The following is a 15,950-nucleotide window of genomic DNA, read 5'->3' as shown; positions in this document are numbered from 1 at the left end:
TTGCGTAAAAAATTTTTTTCTAGTATAATAGTTTATTGTGAGCGAACCTCACTTACCCCTTGCAAAGTCTTGGGGTCATTAGACCAAAAGGAGGAACATATCAATGGCTAAATACGAAATTCTTTATATCATTCGTCCAAACATTGAAGAAGAAGCTAAAAACGCTTTGGTAGCACGTTTTGACTCTATTTTGACTGACAACGGTGCAACTGTTGTTGAATCAAAAACTTGGGAAAAACGTCGTCTTGCATACGAAATCAAAGATTTCCGTGAAGGACTTTACCACATCGTTAACGTTGAAGCAAACGACGATGCAGCTCTTAAAGAGTTTGACCGTCTTTCAAAAATCAACGCTGACATTCTTCGTCACATGATCGTCAAAACTGACGCGTAAGAAGGTAAACTATGATTAACAATGTTGTACTTGTAGGGCGTATGACACGTGACGCTGAGTTGCGTTATACCCCATCAAATGTAGCAGTTGCGACTTTTACTCTTGCAGTAAACCGTACATTTAAGAGTCAAAATGGCGAACGTGAGGCTGATTTTATCAATGTCGTTATGTGGCGCCAACAGGCTGAAAACCTTGCTAACTGGGCTAAAAAAGGCTCACTTATCGGGGTGACAGGCCGTATCCAGACTCGTAGTTACGATAACCAGCAAGGACAACGTGTCTACGTGACAGAAGTCGTGGCTGAGAATTTCCAAATGTTGGAAAGCCGTAGTGTGCGTGAAGGTCATACAGGTGGAGCTTACTCTGCCCCAACTGCAAACTATTCAGCACCTACAAATTCAGTGCCAGACTTTTCACGTGATGAAAATCCATTTGGAGCAACAAATCCATTGGATATTTCAGATGATGATTTACCATTCTAATGGACAACTAAAATTATAAAGGAGAAAAAACATGGCTCAACAACGTCGTGGCGGATTCAAACGCCGTAAAAAAGTTGATTACATCGCAGCAAACAAAATTGAATATGTTGATTACAAAGATACTGAGCTTCTTAGCCGTTTCGTTTCAGAACGTGGGAAAATCCTTCCTCGTCGTGTAACAGGAACTTCAGCTAAAAACCAACGTAAAGTAACAACAGCTATCAAACGCGCTCGCGTAATGGCTTTGATGCCTTTCGTAAACGAAGATTAAAGAAAAGACCCGGTTGGGTCTTTTTTTCAGGTCCAGTGGACCTCTTTTTCACGAGATAGTTTTTTTCTGACCTTGGCGTGCTATAATAGTAATAGAAAGAGTAAAGGTGGGTAAGTCAAAGATGAATTGTACGATTAGAAATATGATTAAGTCTGATATTGAATCCTTATCTCATGGATTTATGAATCAAGGTTGGCCTGGTAGAGAGGAAATTTTGGCTAGATATTTTCTGGAACAGGAAAGTGGGGAGAGAGAAGTCTTAGTTGCAGAGATTGATGGTGCTGTAGCGGGCTACGTTACCATTTTGCCCTCTGCTAAACATGGTCCTTTTGCAGAAGTCTATCCAGAATTATCAGATTTTAATGTGTTTGAGCCTTTTCGAAATCAAGGGATTGGGAGTCAACTGCTAGAAGAAGCAGAAAAACGAGTCAAGTTTGTTTCGAGTAAGGTCACTCTTGGTGTAGGTTTGCACTTAGGCTATGGCCCTGCCCAGAGATTGTACATCAAACGAGGCTATATTCCAGATGGTTCAGGCGTTTGGTATCGAAATCACCCCTTGGAAATGAATGCTACTATTCAAAATAATGATGATTTAGTTCTGTACTTATCAAAGAAGTTCGAATAAGAGATGGCGAATTTCTTTGAAAATAGGGGATTTAGCTACTTTATGGTATAATGGAAAGAGTTAGATTGAAAGAGGTAGTGAGATGGATGCCAAATTAAGATACAAGGCAAAAAAGATTAAGATTGTCTTTTTTGATATTGATGATACATTGCGAAATTCCAAGACAGGTTTTATTCCAGCTTCAATCCCAACTGTTTTTAAGCAATTACGTGAGAAAGGAATTTTGACAGGTATTGCTTCTGGACGGGGGATTTTTGGTGTCGTTCCAGAGATTCGTGAGCTCAAGCCTGACTTTTTTGTAACCTTAAATGGTGCCTATATTGAAGATAAAAAAGGTCAGGTCATTTATCAGCATCAGATTGAGAAGTCAGATGTTGAGGAGTATATCTCTTGGGCTAAGCAAGAGGGAATTGAGTATGGTTTAGTTGGAAGTCATGCTGCCAAACTCTCCGCTCGAACTGAGATGATCAGTGAGGCTATTGATCCGATTTATCCCGACTTGGATGTGGATCCTGATTTCCATGAAAAAGTAGATATTTATCAGATGTGGACTTTTGAAGATAAAGGAGATGACTTGCACTTGCCTGATAGTCTCTCAGACAAACTTCGGATGGTTCGTTGGCACCAACATTCGTCTGATATTGTGCCGATTTCAGGCTCCAAAGCGACGGGGGTGGAAAAGGTTGTGGAACATCTTGGCTTGAAACCAGAGAACGTCATGGTTTTTGGAGATGGCCTCAACGACTTGGAACTCTTTGATTATGCTGGAATCAGCGTTGCAATGGGAATTTCTCATGATAAGATCAAAGAAAAAGCAGATTATATTACAAAAGCACTAGAAGAAGATGGCATTTTTGATGCCTTAGAAGGATTTGGTATGGTAGAAAAAGAATTGCATTTCCCACAAGTAGACATTGAAACAGTAGAAGGTCCTATCGCGACTATTAAGACCAATCACGGAGACTTGCGTATTAAACTTTTCCCTGAACATGCTCCTAAAACAGTGGCTAACTTTGTTGCACTTTCAAAAGATGGCTACTATGATGGAGTCATTTTCCACCGTATTATCAAGGACTTTATGATTCAAGGTGGAGACCCAACTGGAACTGGTATGGGTGGCGAGTCAATCTACGGCGAATCATTTGAGGATGAATTCTCAGAAGAACTTTACAATATCCGTGGTGCTCTTTCCATGGCCAATGCTGGTCCAAATACCAACGGCAGCCAGTTCTTTATCGTGCAAAATCAACATTTGCCTTATTCTAAGAAAGAAATTGCTCGTGGTGGTTGGCCAGAACCGATCGCAGAAATCTATGCCAATCAAGGTGGGACACCTCACCTAGACCGTCGACACACTGTTTTTGGTCAGCTAGCTGATGAAGCTTCTTATGCTGTCTTGGATACCATTGCTGCTGTTGAGACGGGGGCGATGGACAAGCCAGTTGAAGATGTTGTGATTGAAACAATTGAAATCGAGGACTAAGATGAAAATCGGTGATAAGCTAAAGGGGCGTATTACAGGGATTCAGCCCTACGGTGCCTTTGTTGAGCTAGAGACAGGTGATACAGGGCTGATTCACATTTCAGAGATTCGGACAGGCTTTATTGAAAATATTCATGAAGCCTTGAAAGTCGATGAAGAGGTTCAAGTTCAGGTAGTGGATTTAGATGAATTTACAGGGAAAGCCAGTCTTTCTATCCGCACTTTGGAGGAAGAAAAGCACCAGTTTCCGAGACGGAGACGCTTTTCAAGCGACCGCTTTAACTACGGCTTTGCGCCTCTTAAACGAATGATGCCAATTTGGACTAGAGAAGCCCTGCACTATTTAAAAAAGAAGAAGTAGTTTAGAATTTTATATTTTTTGTAATGTTAATATAAATCTGCTATAATAGAACCATGGAAGAAGAACAATTATTAAAATCAGGGGAGCGAATTAACCAGCTCTTCTCAACAGATATCAAAATCATTCAAAATAGAGAGGTTTTTAGCTATTCGGTGGATAGTGTTCTCTTGTCACGTTTTCCACGTTTTCCTAAAAAGGGCTTGATTGTGGATTTCTGCGCTGGAAATGGAGCAGTGGGGCTATTTGCTAGCACTCGTACTCAGGCACAGATTTTGGCTGTTGAGATTCAGGAGCGTTTGGCGGATATGGCTGAACGCTCTGTCCGTTTGAATGGTTTGGAAGAGCAGATGCAGGTCATCTGTGATGATTTGAAAAATATGCCTGCTTACATTCAGGGAAGTAAGGTGGATATGATTTTGTGTAATCCACCCTATTTCAAGGTGGATCCTCATTCAAACCTGAACGAGAGTGAACATTATCTCTTGGCGCGCCATGAAATCACGACCAATTTGCAGGAAATCTGTCGCAGTGCCCAGAGTATTCTCAAGTCTAATGGGCGTTTGGCCATGGTTCATCGTCCTGATCGACTTCTGGATATTTTGGATACGTTACAACGGCATAATCTAGCCCCTAAGCGCCTGCAGTTTGTTTATCCAAAAAGAGAAAAGGAAGCCAATATGCTTTTGATTGAGGCTATCAAGGATGGCTCGACAAGTGGCTTTAAGGTCTTGCCACCTCTCATTGTCCACAATGATGATGGCTCTTATACGCCGGAACTCGAAGAAATTTATTATGGATCATAAGGCTTTCATGTATGTAGTAGAATGTAGAGATGGTTCTTACTATACAGGATATACAACAGATATCAAGAAACGAGTAGCTGTGCACAATAGTGGTAAGGGAGCCAAATACACACGAGCACGCTTGCCAGTCAAACTTATCTATGCTCAAGGTTTTGCCAGTAAGGAAGAAGCCATGTCAGCAGAAGCCCTTCTCAAGCGTAAGACGAGGCCACAAAAGGAAAGATTTTTATCTGAAAATCAAGATAGAAATTTACTCAGTTATTTTGAAGAGTAGCGGGGAGTCCTTTGACTCCTCTTACTTTTGTCAAAAAGCGAAAAAAATGCTACAATAAAGAGAATAAACAAAATGAGGTATTATCATGTCTAAGATTCTAGTATTTGGTCACCAAAATCCAGACTCAGATGCCATCGGGTCATCTGTAGCTTTTGCCTACCTTGCAAAAGAAGCTTATGGTTTGGATACGGAAGCTGTTGCCCTTGGAACTCCAAATGAAGAAACAGCCTTTGTCTTGAACTATTTTGGTGTGGAAGCACCGCGTGTCATCACTTCTGCCAAAGCAGAAGGTGCAGAGCAAGTTATCCTGACTGACCACAATGAATTCCAACAATCTGTATCAGATATCGCTGAAGTAGAAGTTTATGGTGTTGTAGACCACCACCGTGTGGCTAACTTTGAAACTGCAAGCCCACTCTACATGCGTTTGGAGCCAGTTGGATCAGCGTCTTCAATCGTTTACCGTATGTTCAAAGAACATGGTGTAGCTGTTCCTAAAGAGATTGCTGGTTTGATGCTTTCAGGTTTGATTTCAGATACCCTTCTTTTGAAATCACCAACAACACACCCAACAGATACAGTCATTGCTCCTGAATTAGCTGAATTGGCTGGTGTCAACTTGGAAGAATATGGTCTAGCAATGTTGAAAGCTGGTACAAACTTGGCTAGCAAATCTGCTGACGAATTGATTGACATCGATGCTAAGACTTTTGAATTGAACGGAAATAATGTCCGTGTTGCCCAAGTAAACACAGTTGACATCGCGGAAGTATTGGAACGCCAAGCAGAAATTGAAGCTGCAATGCAAGCTGCGAACGAAGCAAACGGCTACTCTGACTTTGTCTTGATGATTACAGATATCGTCAACTCAAACTCAGAAATCTTGGCTCTTGGTGCTAACATGGACAAAGTTGAAGCGGCCTTCAACTTCAAACTTGAAAACAACCATGCTTTCCTTGCTGGTGCTGTTTCACGTAAGAAACAAGTGGTACCTCAATTGACTGAAAGCTTTAATGCTTAAGATTTTGAGTGTTAATTCAAATTAGGAAAGGCTAGTTTGCCTTATATCGAAAGGAGTTTCGGCTCCTTTTTTTCAAGGAGTGAAGTATGTTAGAAAATGGTGATTTGATACTCAATGAAAATCAAAGAGCAAACTAGGAAGCTAGCCGCAAGCTGTACTTGAGTACGGTAAGGCGACGCTGACGTGGTTTGAATTTGATTTTCGAAGAGTATGATTTTTGTGAGAGATGGGTCAGACATGGGACAGGCCATCCAGACTTCCACAGGCAACTATAACCATGTTGCCATTTATTTGGATGGGATGATTTACCATGCTAGTGGCAAGTCTGGTGTGGTCTGTCAAGCACCAGCAGATTTCTTTGAGTCCAATCATTTGTACGACCTCTATGTTTACCCAGAAATGGATATCCAGTCGGTGAAGGAAAGAGCTTGCAAACATCTAGGGGCTCCCTACAATGCTTCTTTCTATCCAGATGGAGTTGGTTTCTACTGTTCCCAGTATATGGCAGAAATTCTCCCCATTTTTGAAACTATTCCTATGAAATTTGGGGATAGGAAGCAGGAGATTAGTGATTTTTGGAAGGAGTATTATAGAGAACTAGGTTTGCCTGTTCCTCTGAACCAAGCTGGGACCAATCCCAGTCAGTTGGCAGCATCGCCTCTGTTAGAAAGTAAAGAAAGGAATCTTCATGATTCAGATTTTTAATCCATCTCGTTTGACGAGACAGCCATTTTTTGGAGAATTGATCCGCTATCTGGACCAGCATGAGGATGTGATTTTACGGGAAATTAAGGCCAAGTTTCCAGATGTAGCAGTTGACAAACTCATGGAAGAGTATATAAAGGCTGGCTTGATTCTACGAGAAAATAAGCGTTATTACCTCAATCTTCCTATGCTTGAGTCCCTTGATAGTCTCGAACTGGATCAAGAGATTTTTGTCAAAGAAGATAGTCCGACCTATCAAGCTTTGTTGCAGAAGAGTTTTGAGACAGAATTGCGCAATCAGACCAATGCAGCTATTTTAGTTGAAAAGACGGACTTTGCGAGATCAAAAATGACCCTGTCCAATTATTTCTACAAGGTCAAACATCAGTATCCTTTGACAGAAAAACAGCAGGAACTCTATGCCATTTTTGGGGATGTTAATCCTGAGTATGCTCTCAAATACATGACAACTTTTTTGCTAAAATTTCTCAAAAAAGATCAGCTTATGCAGAAACGCCGAGACATCTTTGTGGACAGTTTAGTTGTCCTGGGTTATATAGTCCAAAATGAAGATGGAAAGTATGAGTTGGCTGTCGATTTTGACAAGGAGAGATTAACTTTCTATTTAGTGTGATTGCTTTTTCTGAGCACATTGTTTGACTTTATCTATCGATAAGTTTATACTAATGTAACCGATAACACATATCGGAATAAAACTAAAGGAGACAATCATATGTCACTTGAAAATAAATTAGAACAAGCAACAGGCGCTGTCAAAGAAGGTTTTGGTAAAGTTACTGGAGACAGCAAGACAGAACTTGAAGGAGCTGTTGAAAAAACAGTTGCTAAGGCAAAAGACGTTGTAGAAGACGCTAAAGGTGCTGTAGAAGGTGCCGTTGAAGGTTTGAAAAACGTTTTTACTAAATAATAGTAAAAAATCAAGGGTTTCATTTTCCCTTGATTTTTTCTATTCTTATAAATAATTTTCTGCGACGGCTGCATCCCCAGGATAGTCTTCTTTCTTTCCTTGGACGATTTGGTAGCAATCGGCTCCCTTACCCGCAATAATAACTGCATCTAATTCGTGATTTGTGATAGCCATTGCCACCTTGATGGCCTCTTGGCGATTCGCAATTTTTTCAACAGGATGATTGATGTAGCTACTGATTTCATCTGCAATGGCCATTGGATCCTCATAGTTGGGATCATCAGCAGTCAGAAAGACTTGAATCTCAGGATGCTGATTAAGGAGGAGACCAAAGTCCTTACGACGGCTTTCTCCTTTATTTCCTGTTGAACCCAGAACCAGAGCAATTTTTCCAGTTTGATGAGTCTCTACAACCTTGATTAGTTTTTTGAGACTATCCCCATTGTGGGCGTAGTCGATGAAAACCTTGGCTCCATTTTTCTGAGTCAGGACTTCCATACGACCAGGAACCCGGGTTGCAGCGATGCCTTTTTTGATGTCCTCAAGACTAGCTCCGAGACGGAGACAAGCAAGTCCAGCAGCAACGGCATTTTCTTGGTTGAAGTGGCCAATCAGTTGAATATCATAATCACCAGCGAGTTTACCCGTAGCTGAAAAACTAAAGGCTTTAGAGTTCTCGATTTGATTACTTGACTGGCTACCATAGAAGTCATGTTCTTGATCTGCCACTTGTTCTTTTAAGACAGAGAAGTGGTCCATGTCACTGTTAATGATGACTGCTCGGCTATTTTCCATCAAGAGACGCTTGTGGTAGAAGTAGTCTTCAAAGCTAGGGTGTTCAATCGGGCCGATATGGTCTGGGCTGATATTGAGGAAAACTCCCACATCAAAGGTTAGACCATAGACACGTTTGACCAGATAGGCTTGACTGGAGACTTCCATGATGAGGTGGGTACGGTCATTTTGCACAGCCTGATGCATCATATCAAAGAGGTCAATGCTCTCAGGAGTTGTCAATGCAGACTTAAAAAAAGTCTTGCCATCTAGAGTTGTGTTCATGGTCGACAACATTGCAGGTCGGTGCCCTTGAGATAAAATGTTATAGGCGAAATAGGCTGCTGTTGTCTTACCCTTAGTACCAGTAAAGGCAAGAAGTTTAAGTTTTTTCTGTGGATTGCCATAAAACTCCATGGCAATCAAACTCATAGCTTTCTTGGTATCACTGACGATAATGGCAGGAATACCAACCTCATAGTCTTTTTCAGCCACATACCAATCGAGCCCTTGAGAGATGGCTGAAAGAAGAAATTCCTTCTTAAAGGCAGCACCTTTGACGAAAAAGAGGCTCTTCTCTTTAGCCTTGCGGCTGTCATAGCAGATGGTGTCAAAGACGACATGGCTGTAGTTGTAGTGATAATGTCCTTGGTCAATAATCTCGCGGAAGAGACCATCTTTCTTTAAAATATCTAATACGGTTTCAATCTTAATCATACTTTCTATTGTAAACCGAAAGTCGCAAATTTACAAGTAACAAGGAAAAGTTTATAATGGAAGATAAGGAGTTTTTCCTAGTTATCAAAATTGAATGAGGAATCTATGTCGCACGAAAACAATCACCAGCAGGCCCAGATGTTACGGGGGACTGCTTGGTTAACGGCTAGTAACTTTATCAGTCGCCTGCTTGGGGCTATTTACATTATCCCTTGGTACATCTGGATGGGGTCTTATGCGGCTACAGCAAATGGACTCTTTACCATGGGATACAATATCTATGCCTGGTTCTTGCTGGTTTCAACAGCAGGGATTCCAGTTGCGGTGGCCAAGCAAGTTGCAAAGTATAATACCATGAGAGAAGAGGAGCATAGCTTTGCCCTGATTCGGAGCTTTTTAGGATTTATGACAGGACTTGGCCTGGTTTTTGCCCTAATCTTGTATGTCTTTGCTCCTTGGCTAGCAGACTTGTCTGGCGTGGGCAAAGACTTGATCCCAATCATGCAAAGCTTGGCTTGGGGAGTCTTGATTTTCCCATCTATGAGTGTTATCCGAGGATTTTTCCAAGGGATGAATAACCTCAAACCTTATGCCATGAGTCAAATTGCTGAGCAGGTCATTCGGGTTATCTGGATGCTTCTAGCAACCTTTATCATTATGAAGCTTGGTTCGGGAGACTATCTAGCAGCAGTCACCCAGTCTACCTTTGCGGCCTTTGTCGGTATGGTAGCCAGTTTTGCAGTTTTGATTTATTTCCTTGCTCAAGAAGGTTTACTCAAAAGAGTCTTTGAAACACGAGATAAGATTGATAGCAAACACCTGTTAATGGATACGATTAAGGAAGCTATTCCTTTTATCTTGACTGGTTCGGCTATTCAGCTTTTCCAAATCTTGGACCAAAATACCTTTATCAATAGCATGAAGTGGTTTAGCAACTACAGTAATGAAGACTTAATTGTCATGTTTTCTTATTTCTCAGCCAATCCTAATAAAATCACGATGATTTTGATTTCTGTAGGGGTTTCAATTGGGGGTGTCGGTTTGCCACTTTTGACTGAAAACTATGTCAAGGGGGACTTGAAGGCAGCTTCTCGTCTCGTTCAGGACAGCATTACCATGCTTTTCGTATTCCTGCTACCAGCAACGGTTGGAGTGGTTATGGTAGGAGAACCCCTCTACACAGTCTTTTATGGGAAGCCAGATAGTTTGGCTATGGGCTTGTTTGTCTTTGCAGTTTTGCAGTCTACTATTTTAGGTCTGTACATGGTCTTGTCTCCAATGCTTCAGGCCATGTTCCGTAACCGCAAGGCTGTTCTCTATTTTATCTATGGTTCTATTGCCAAGCTAGTCTTGCAAATACCTACCATCGCCCTCTTCCACAGTTATGGTCCTTTGATTTCCACAACCATCGGTCTTATTATTCCTAACGTCTTGATGTATCGGGATATTTGTAAGGTAACTGGTGTTAAGCGCAAGGTGATTTTGAAACGAACCATTTTAATCAGTTTGTTGACTCTTGTTATGTTCATCGGTGTCGGTGCCATCCAGTGGATTTTAGGATTTGTATTCCAACCAAGTGGACGTTTGTGGAGCTTCCTTTATGTAGCTCTTGTTGGTGCCATGGGTGGAGGAGTATATGGAGCCATGAGTCTCCGTACTCGTTTATTGGATAAGGTGATTGGAAAAGCCCAGGCAGATCGCCTGCGAGTAAAATTTAGAATTTCTCAATAATTTTTATAAATAAAAGGGATAATTTGAACATTTCTATCATGAAATGCTTGAATTATTCTCTTTTTTATTATTTTGTAGAATAATTTCTATAGTTTGTAGATGTAATGATTAATTTTTTTAAAAAACCCATTGACTAAATAAAATACGAGTTGTATAATAAAACAAATATTTAAATCAGGAGGTTCTGGAGATGAAAAAGTCTAAGGCCAAGTATGCAACGCTTGCAGGTGTCGTGTTAAGTGCAGGTATTTTGTTAAGTGCCTGTGGAAATTCTAGCACAGCATCAAAAACATACAATTATGTTTATTCAAGTGATCCATCTAGTTTGAACTATCTAGCAGAAAACCGTGCAACAACCAGTGATATCGTGGTTAATTTGGTAGATGGGCTCATGGAAAATGACCAGTACGGAAACTATATTCCATCCTTGGCAGAGGATTGGAGTGTTTCTAAGGACGGTTTGACCTATACCTACAAACTGCGTAAAGATGCTAAATGGTATACTGCAGATGGAGATGAGTATTCTCCTGTTACTGCCCAAGATTTTGTCACTGGTTTGAAATATGCGGCTGATAAAAAATCAGAAGCCTTGTACTTAGTGCAAGAATCCGTTGCTGGTTTAGATGACTATATCACTGGTAAAACAAGCGACTTTTCAACTGTCGGAGTCAAGGCTCTTGATGACCAAACCGTTCAATATACCTTGGCACGACCAGAACCTTACTGGAACTCAAAAACAACCTCAACGATTCTTTTTCCAGTCAATGCGGATTTCTTGAAATCAAAAGGGGATGATTTTGGGAAGGTAGACCCATCTAGCATTTTGTACAATGGACCTTTCTTGATGAAATCCTTTGTTTCAAAATCGGTCATCGAATACAAGAAAAATCCTAACTACTGGGATGCTAAAAATGTCTTTATAGATGATGTCAAATTGACTTATTTTGATGGTAGTGACCAAGATGCGTTAGCACGTAATTTTACCGAAGGTGTTTATAGCTATGCTCGTCTCTATCCGAACAGTTCAAGTTTTGAAGGGATTAAAGAAAAGAATAAGGACAATATCATCTATAGCATGCAAGATGCTACTTCTTACTTCTTAAACTTCAACTTGGATAGAAAATCTTATAAATTTACTTCAAAAACAAGTGATGCTGAGAAGAAGTCTACACAAGAAGCGGTTCTTAACAAAAACTTCCGTCAAGCCATTAACTTTGCTTATGACCGTACAGCCTACGGGGCTCAATCTCAGGGAGAAGAGGGTGCAACTAAGATTTTGCGTAACCTCGTCGTTCCTCCAACATTTGTAAGTATCAATGGAAAAGACTTTGGTGAAGTAGTAGCCTCTAAGATGGTGAATTACGGTAAGGAATGGCAAGGAATCAACTTTGCAGATGCCCAGGATCCATACTACAATCCAGAAAAAGCTAAAGCTAAATTTGCTGAAGCTAAGAAAGAACTCCAAGCCAAAGGAGTCCAATTCCCTATACACTTAGATAAAACTATAGATTTGGCTAATAAGGCTGAAATTCAAGGAATCAATTCCATGAAGCAATCAATAGAATCTGTCTTAGGTGCAGATAATGTTGTGATTGATGTTCATCAACTTTCTACAGAGGACTATGATAGTTCAGGTTATCTTGCTCAAACTGCAGCTCAGAAAGATTATGATCTTTACAATGGTGGTTGGACTGCAGACTATCAAGATCCTTCAACCTATCTTGACGTCTTTAACGTTAATTCTGGTGGTTTGATGCAAAATCTAGGTATAGAGCCAGGTGAAGCCAATGACAAGGCCAAGGCTGTTGGATTGGATGTCTACACTCAAATGTTGGAAGAAGCTAATAAGGAGCAAGATCCAGCTAAACGTTATGAAAAATATGCAGATGCCCAAGCTTGGTTAGTAGATAGCTCTCTAGCAATTCCAAATGTTTCACTAGGCGGAACACCAACATTGAGAAAAATTGTTCCTTTCTCAACACCATATTCATTGGCTGGTAATAAAGGGGTCGAATCCTATAAATACCTCAAATTACAAGATAAGACAGTTACAAAAGACGAATATGAAAAAGCTAAAGAAAAATGGTTGAAAGAAAAAGAAGAATCTAATAAAAAAGCTCAAGAAGAGTTGGCAAAACATGTCAAATAAGAATTTTTCAAGAAAAACGATGGTTTCGAAAGAAGCTGTCGTTTTTTAATAGAATGATGGTAAATTTGGAAGAAAAATCTCACATTTTTTTCTTTGTTTCTTGAATTTATGTTATAATGAATATAATATAAATATGAGGAGCTATTTTCGAAAATCTACCCAATGTTGATTGAAGTATGCACATGCTAGGATGATTTTATAGGAGGGATGTTATTTACTGAAAAAGTAAGATAAAATGTAACAAATGATAAGTTCTTCTTTTATGTGAAGAGTTCTTATCTGCCTATTTACTAATCGTTATGGAGGTAACATCATGGGCGCTATTATGGAGTTTGCAACAGAAAAACAGATTGAATCCTTTCTCTCAACTTGCCACATTGAAGGGCAAAAGAATTTTCTGATGGCTTTCAAGAAAAAGACATGGTTGAAATCCTTTATTGATTTTTTCATAATAGGTGGTTCCTACTATGTTCAGTCGAGCGTGAAGCCTAAGATTTTGGCATTCACACCTAAGGGTATCTACTTGATGGACATCAGTGATGTGATTGAGAATCGTTCTAATCACGTCGTAGAGATGCCTTGGAATCAAGTCAAAGATTTTACTTATAAGTCAGTCTTGAATACAGTTAGGCTGAACTGGAACTATCAAAATGAAGACTATATTTTTTCTGTGGATGTCGGTCAGATTAGTCAGCGTATAGGTCAGTATCAATTTAACAAAGACCATTGTGACTATTTAGCCCAACACGATTTCTTTCGTTCCAAGTAAACCCTAGCAATCATTTTCACAAAAGAATCTGGAGTGTTTTCTGGATTCTTTTTAGCTTTACTCGATAAGTCTATAGTTTGAAACTATAACTAGCTCTTGAAAAGAAGAAAATGAGTTGGTGAAAATAAGTGGTACAATAGTTACTATAGATTTGGAGGAATTGTATGAGCAAGGAATTACACATTAACACAATTTTGGCCCAGGCGGGTATTAAGTCAGATGAAGCGACAGGTGCATTGGTGACACCGCTTCATTTTTCAACGACCTATCAGCATCCAGAGTTTGGTGAATCTACTGGATTTGACTATACGCGTACCAAAAATCCAACTCGCAGTAAGGCTGAAGAAGTCTTGGCGGCTATTGAGTCTGCAGACTATGCCCTAGCTACTAGCTCAGGAATGTCAGCTATTGTACTGGCCTTTAGTGTCTTCCCAGTAGGAAGTAAGGTCTTGGCTGTCCGTGACCTTTATGGTGGTTCTTTCCGCTGGTTCAACCAAGTGGAGCAGGAAGGCCGTTTCCATTTTACCTATGCCAATACAGAAGAAGAGTTGATTGCTGAGTTAGAAAAGGATGTTGACGTTCTCTATATCGAAACGCCAACCAATCCCTTGATGTTGGAATTTGATATTGAAAAACTGGCAAAATTGGCTCATGCTAAGGGTGCCAAAGTGGTGGTTGACAATACCTTCTACAGCCCTATTTACCAACGTCCGATTGAAGATGGAGCAGATATCGTTCTCCATTCAGCAACCAAGTATCTAGCAGGCCACAATGATGTCTTGGCTGGAGTGGTTGTGACCAATAGTGTAGAACTATACGAAAAGCTTTTCTACAATCTCAATACGACAGGAGCAGTCTTGTCGCCATTTGACAGTTATCAATTGATTCGTGGTCTCAAGACCTTGTCTCTTCGTATGGAGCGCTCAACAGCTAACGCCCAAGAAGTGGTTGCCTTTTTGAAGGATTCTCCAGCAGTCAAGGAGGTTCTCTATACTGGTCGTGGGGGGATGATTTCCTTTAAAGTAGTCGATGAAACGCGCATTCCTCATATTTTGAACAGTCTCAAGGTCTTCTCTTTTGCGGAAAGTTTAGGTGGGGTAGAAAGTCTCATTACCTATCCAACGACACAAACTCACGCTGATATTCCAGCAGAAGTGCGCCATTCTTATGGTTTGACAGATGACCTCTTGCGCTTGTCGATTGGGATTGAAGATGCTAGGGATTTGATTGCAGATTTGCGCCAAGCCTTGGAAGGATAAGACAAAGATGGGAAAATATGATTTTACAAGCCTGCCCAATCGTTTAGGGCACCATACCTATAAATGGAAAGAAGCCGAAACGGATAGTGAAGTCCTACCGGCTTGGATAGCGGATATGGACTTTGTAGTCTTGCCTGAAATCCGCCAAGCCGTGCAGACTTATGCTGATCAACTGGTTTATGGCTATACCTATGCCAGTGAAGAGTTAATTAAGGAAGTTCAAAAGTGGGAAGCCACACAACACGGTTACCACTTTGACAAAGAGGCTCTTGTCTTTATCGAGGGTGTGGTACCAGCTATCTCAACAGCTATTCAAGCCTTTACAAAAGAAGGCGAGGCGATTTTGATTAACACACCTGTCTATCCACCCTTTGCTCGCAGTGTCAAGTTGAACAACCGTAGATTGATTACCAATTCTTTGGTGGAAAAGGATGGTCTGTTTGAGATTGACTTTGACCAACTTGAGAAGGATTTGGTGGAAGAGGAGGTCAAACTCTATATTCTTTGCAACCCTCACAATCCTGGTGGACGTGTGTGGGAAAAGGAAGTCTTGGAAAAGATTGGGCAACTCTGCCAAAAACACGGTGTTTTCTTGGTTTCGGATGAGATTCACCAAGATTTGGCCCTCTTTGGTCACAAACACCAGTCTTTCAATACTGTCAACCCTGACTTTAAAGAATTTGCTATCGTCTTGACCAGTGCCACTAAAACCTTTAATATTGCTGGGACAAAAAATTCCTATGCAATCATTGAAAATCCTAAGTTGAGAGTGGCCTACCAGAAACGCCAGTTGGCCAATAACCAGCATGAAATTTCAGGATTGGGTTATTTGGCGACAGAAGCTGCCTATCGATACGGTAAAGATTGGTTAGAGGAACTCAAGCAAGTCTTTGAAGACCATATTAATTATGTGGTAGATTTATTTGGAAAAGAGACTAAAATCAAGGTCATGAAGCCGCAAGGAACCTACTTGATTTGGCTTGATTTTTCAGCCTATGACCTGACTGATGAAAGATTGCAAGAGCTGTTGAGAAATGAAGCCAAGGTTATTCTCAACCGTGGTTTGGATTTTGGAGAGGAAGGAAGTCTCCATGCCCGCCTCAATGTAGCCATGCCCAAATCTCTACTGCAAGAAGTTTGTCAGCGGATTGTGACGACTTTTGCTAAACTTTAAAAATCCAGCCTTCTAGGAGAAAAGTATCCC

18 protein-coding genes are annotated in these 15,950 nt (G+C 40.6%); 17 read left to right on the top strand and 1 reads right to left on the bottom strand.

What is annotated here, in order from left to right; genetic code table 11:
* The first annotated feature begins 103 nt into the window (after nucleotides 1–103).
* The 12 genes from rpsF (at nucleotide 104) to HW098_RS00250 (ending at nucleotide 7,347) form a co-directional block, all read left to right on the top strand.
* Nucleotides 104–394 carry a 30S ribosomal protein S6 gene (rpsF, locus tag HW098_RS00305; protein ID WP_001151784.1) on the top strand — a complete coding sequence of 97 codons (291 nt, stop codon included), beginning with the start codon at nucleotides 104–106 and terminating at the stop codon, nucleotides 392–394.
* A gap of 11 nt (nucleotides 395–405) precedes the next feature.
* Entirely contained in the window at nucleotides 406–876 is a 471-nt protein-coding gene (ssbA, locus tag HW098_RS00300) for a single-stranded DNA-binding protein SsbA (protein ID WP_000609606.1), read from the top strand.
* 31 nt (nucleotides 877–907) lie between these two features.
* Nucleotides 908–1,147: a 30S ribosomal protein S18 gene (gene rpsR, locus HW098_RS00295; RefSeq protein WP_000068664.1), complete on the top strand. Its 240-nt coding sequence runs from the start codon at nucleotides 908–910 to the stop codon at nucleotides 1,145–1,147.
* A gap of 121 nt (nucleotides 1,148–1,268) precedes the next feature.
* Complete coding sequence (locus tag HW098_RS00290; RefSeq protein WP_176138922.1) at nucleotides 1,269–1,772, top strand: GNAT family N-acetyltransferase; 504 nt, start codon at nucleotides 1,269–1,271, stop codon at nucleotides 1,770–1,772.
* An 82-nt stretch (nucleotides 1,773–1,854) separates the two neighbouring features.
* Nucleotides 1,855–3,255: a bifunctional Cof-type HAD-IIB family hydrolase/peptidylprolyl isomerase gene (locus HW098_RS00285; protein ID WP_176138921.1), complete on the top strand. Its 1,401-nt coding sequence runs from the start codon at nucleotides 1,855–1,857 to the stop codon at nucleotides 3,253–3,255.
* A gap of 1 nt (nucleotide 3,256) precedes the next feature.
* Nucleotides 3,257–3,616, top strand: coding sequence for a S1 RNA-binding domain-containing protein (locus HW098_RS00280; RefSeq protein WP_000689593.1), 360 nt, complete (start codon nucleotides 3,257–3,259; stop codon nucleotides 3,614–3,616).
* Nucleotides 3,617–3,669: 53 nt separating this feature from the next.
* A complete protein-coding gene (locus HW098_RS00275) occupies nucleotides 3,670–4,419 on the top strand; it encodes a tRNA1(Val) (adenine(37)-N6)-methyltransferase (RefSeq protein WP_000390778.1) in 750 nt (249 codons plus the stop codon).
* Nucleotides 4,409–4,693, top strand: coding sequence for a GIY-YIG nuclease family protein (locus HW098_RS00270; protein WP_176138920.1), 285 nt, complete (start codon nucleotides 4,409–4,411; stop codon nucleotides 4,691–4,693). Before HW098_RS00275 ends, HW098_RS00270 begins: the two co-directional genes overlap by 11 nt.
* Nucleotides 4,694–4,778: 85 nt before the next feature.
* Nucleotides 4,779–5,714, top strand: a complete 936-nt coding sequence (locus HW098_RS00265; RefSeq protein ID WP_172934173.1) for a manganese-dependent inorganic pyrophosphatase — start codon at nucleotides 4,779–4,781, stop codon at nucleotides 5,712–5,714.
* Nucleotides 5,715–5,924: 210 nt separating this feature from the next.
* Complete coding sequence (locus HW098_RS00260; protein WP_176138919.1) at nucleotides 5,925–6,419, top strand: YiiX/YebB-like N1pC/P60 family cysteine hydrolase; 495 nt, start codon at nucleotides 5,925–5,927, stop codon at nucleotides 6,417–6,419.
* Nucleotides 6,403–7,053 carry a DUF1803 domain-containing protein gene (locus HW098_RS00255; RefSeq protein ID WP_176138918.1) on the top strand — a complete coding sequence of 217 codons (651 nt, stop codon included), beginning with the start codon at nucleotides 6,403–6,405 and terminating at the stop codon, nucleotides 7,051–7,053. The genes HW098_RS00260 and HW098_RS00255 overlap by 17 nt, the downstream gene beginning before the upstream one ends.
* 99 nt (nucleotides 7,054–7,152) lie before the next feature.
* On the top strand, nucleotides 7,153–7,347 hold the full coding sequence (locus HW098_RS00250; RefSeq protein ID WP_000051195.1) for a CsbD family protein: 195 nt from the start codon (nucleotides 7,153–7,155) through the stop codon (nucleotides 7,345–7,347).
* Between the two features lie 45 nt (nucleotides 7,348–7,392).
* On the opposite strand, the gene HW098_RS00245 is transcribed toward HW098_RS00250, so the two are convergent.
* Entirely contained in the window at nucleotides 7,393–8,838 is a 1,446-nt protein-coding gene (locus HW098_RS00245) for a UDP-N-acetylmuramoyl-L-alanyl-D-glutamate--L-lysine ligase (RefSeq protein ID WP_176138917.1), read from the bottom strand.
* A gap of 105 nt (nucleotides 8,839–8,943) precedes the next feature.
* On the opposite strand from HW098_RS00245, the gene HW098_RS00240 reads away from it, so the two are divergent.
* From HW098_RS00240 to HW098_RS00220, 5 genes are all read left to right on the top strand, one after another.
* Nucleotides 8,944–10,569, top strand: coding sequence for a polysaccharide biosynthesis protein (locus tag HW098_RS00240; RefSeq protein ID WP_176138916.1), 1,626 nt, complete (start codon nucleotides 8,944–8,946; stop codon nucleotides 10,567–10,569).
* Between the two features lie 190 nt (nucleotides 10,570–10,759).
* Complete coding sequence (locus tag HW098_RS00235) at nucleotides 10,760–12,718, top strand: peptide ABC transporter substrate-binding protein (protein ID WP_176138915.1); 1,959 nt, start codon at nucleotides 10,760–10,762, stop codon at nucleotides 12,716–12,718.
* Between the two features lie 313 nt (nucleotides 12,719–13,031).
* Nucleotides 13,032–13,487 (top strand): hypothetical protein, encoded by a 456-nt coding sequence (locus HW098_RS00230; RefSeq protein WP_176138914.1) that lies wholly within the window; start codon nucleotides 13,032–13,034, stop codon nucleotides 13,485–13,487.
* A gap of 164 nt (nucleotides 13,488–13,651) precedes the next feature.
* Complete coding sequence (locus tag HW098_RS00225; protein ID WP_176138913.1) at nucleotides 13,652–14,746, top strand: cystathionine gamma-synthase; 1,095 nt, start codon at nucleotides 13,652–13,654, stop codon at nucleotides 14,744–14,746.
* A 7-nt stretch (nucleotides 14,747–14,753) separates the two neighbouring features.
* Complete coding sequence (locus tag HW098_RS00220) at nucleotides 14,754–15,920, top strand: MalY/PatB family protein (RefSeq protein WP_176138912.1); 1,167 nt, start codon at nucleotides 14,754–14,756, stop codon at nucleotides 15,918–15,920.
* Nucleotides 15,921–15,950: the final 30 nt, after the last annotated feature.

The organism is Streptococcus sp. 1453 (assembly GCF_013276955.1).
Lineage (GTDB): Bacteria > Bacillota > Bacilli > Lactobacillales > Streptococcaceae > Streptococcus.
The sequence above is the reverse complement of the archived record's forward strand: the minus strand, read 5'-3'. Positions and strand labels throughout refer to the sequence as shown.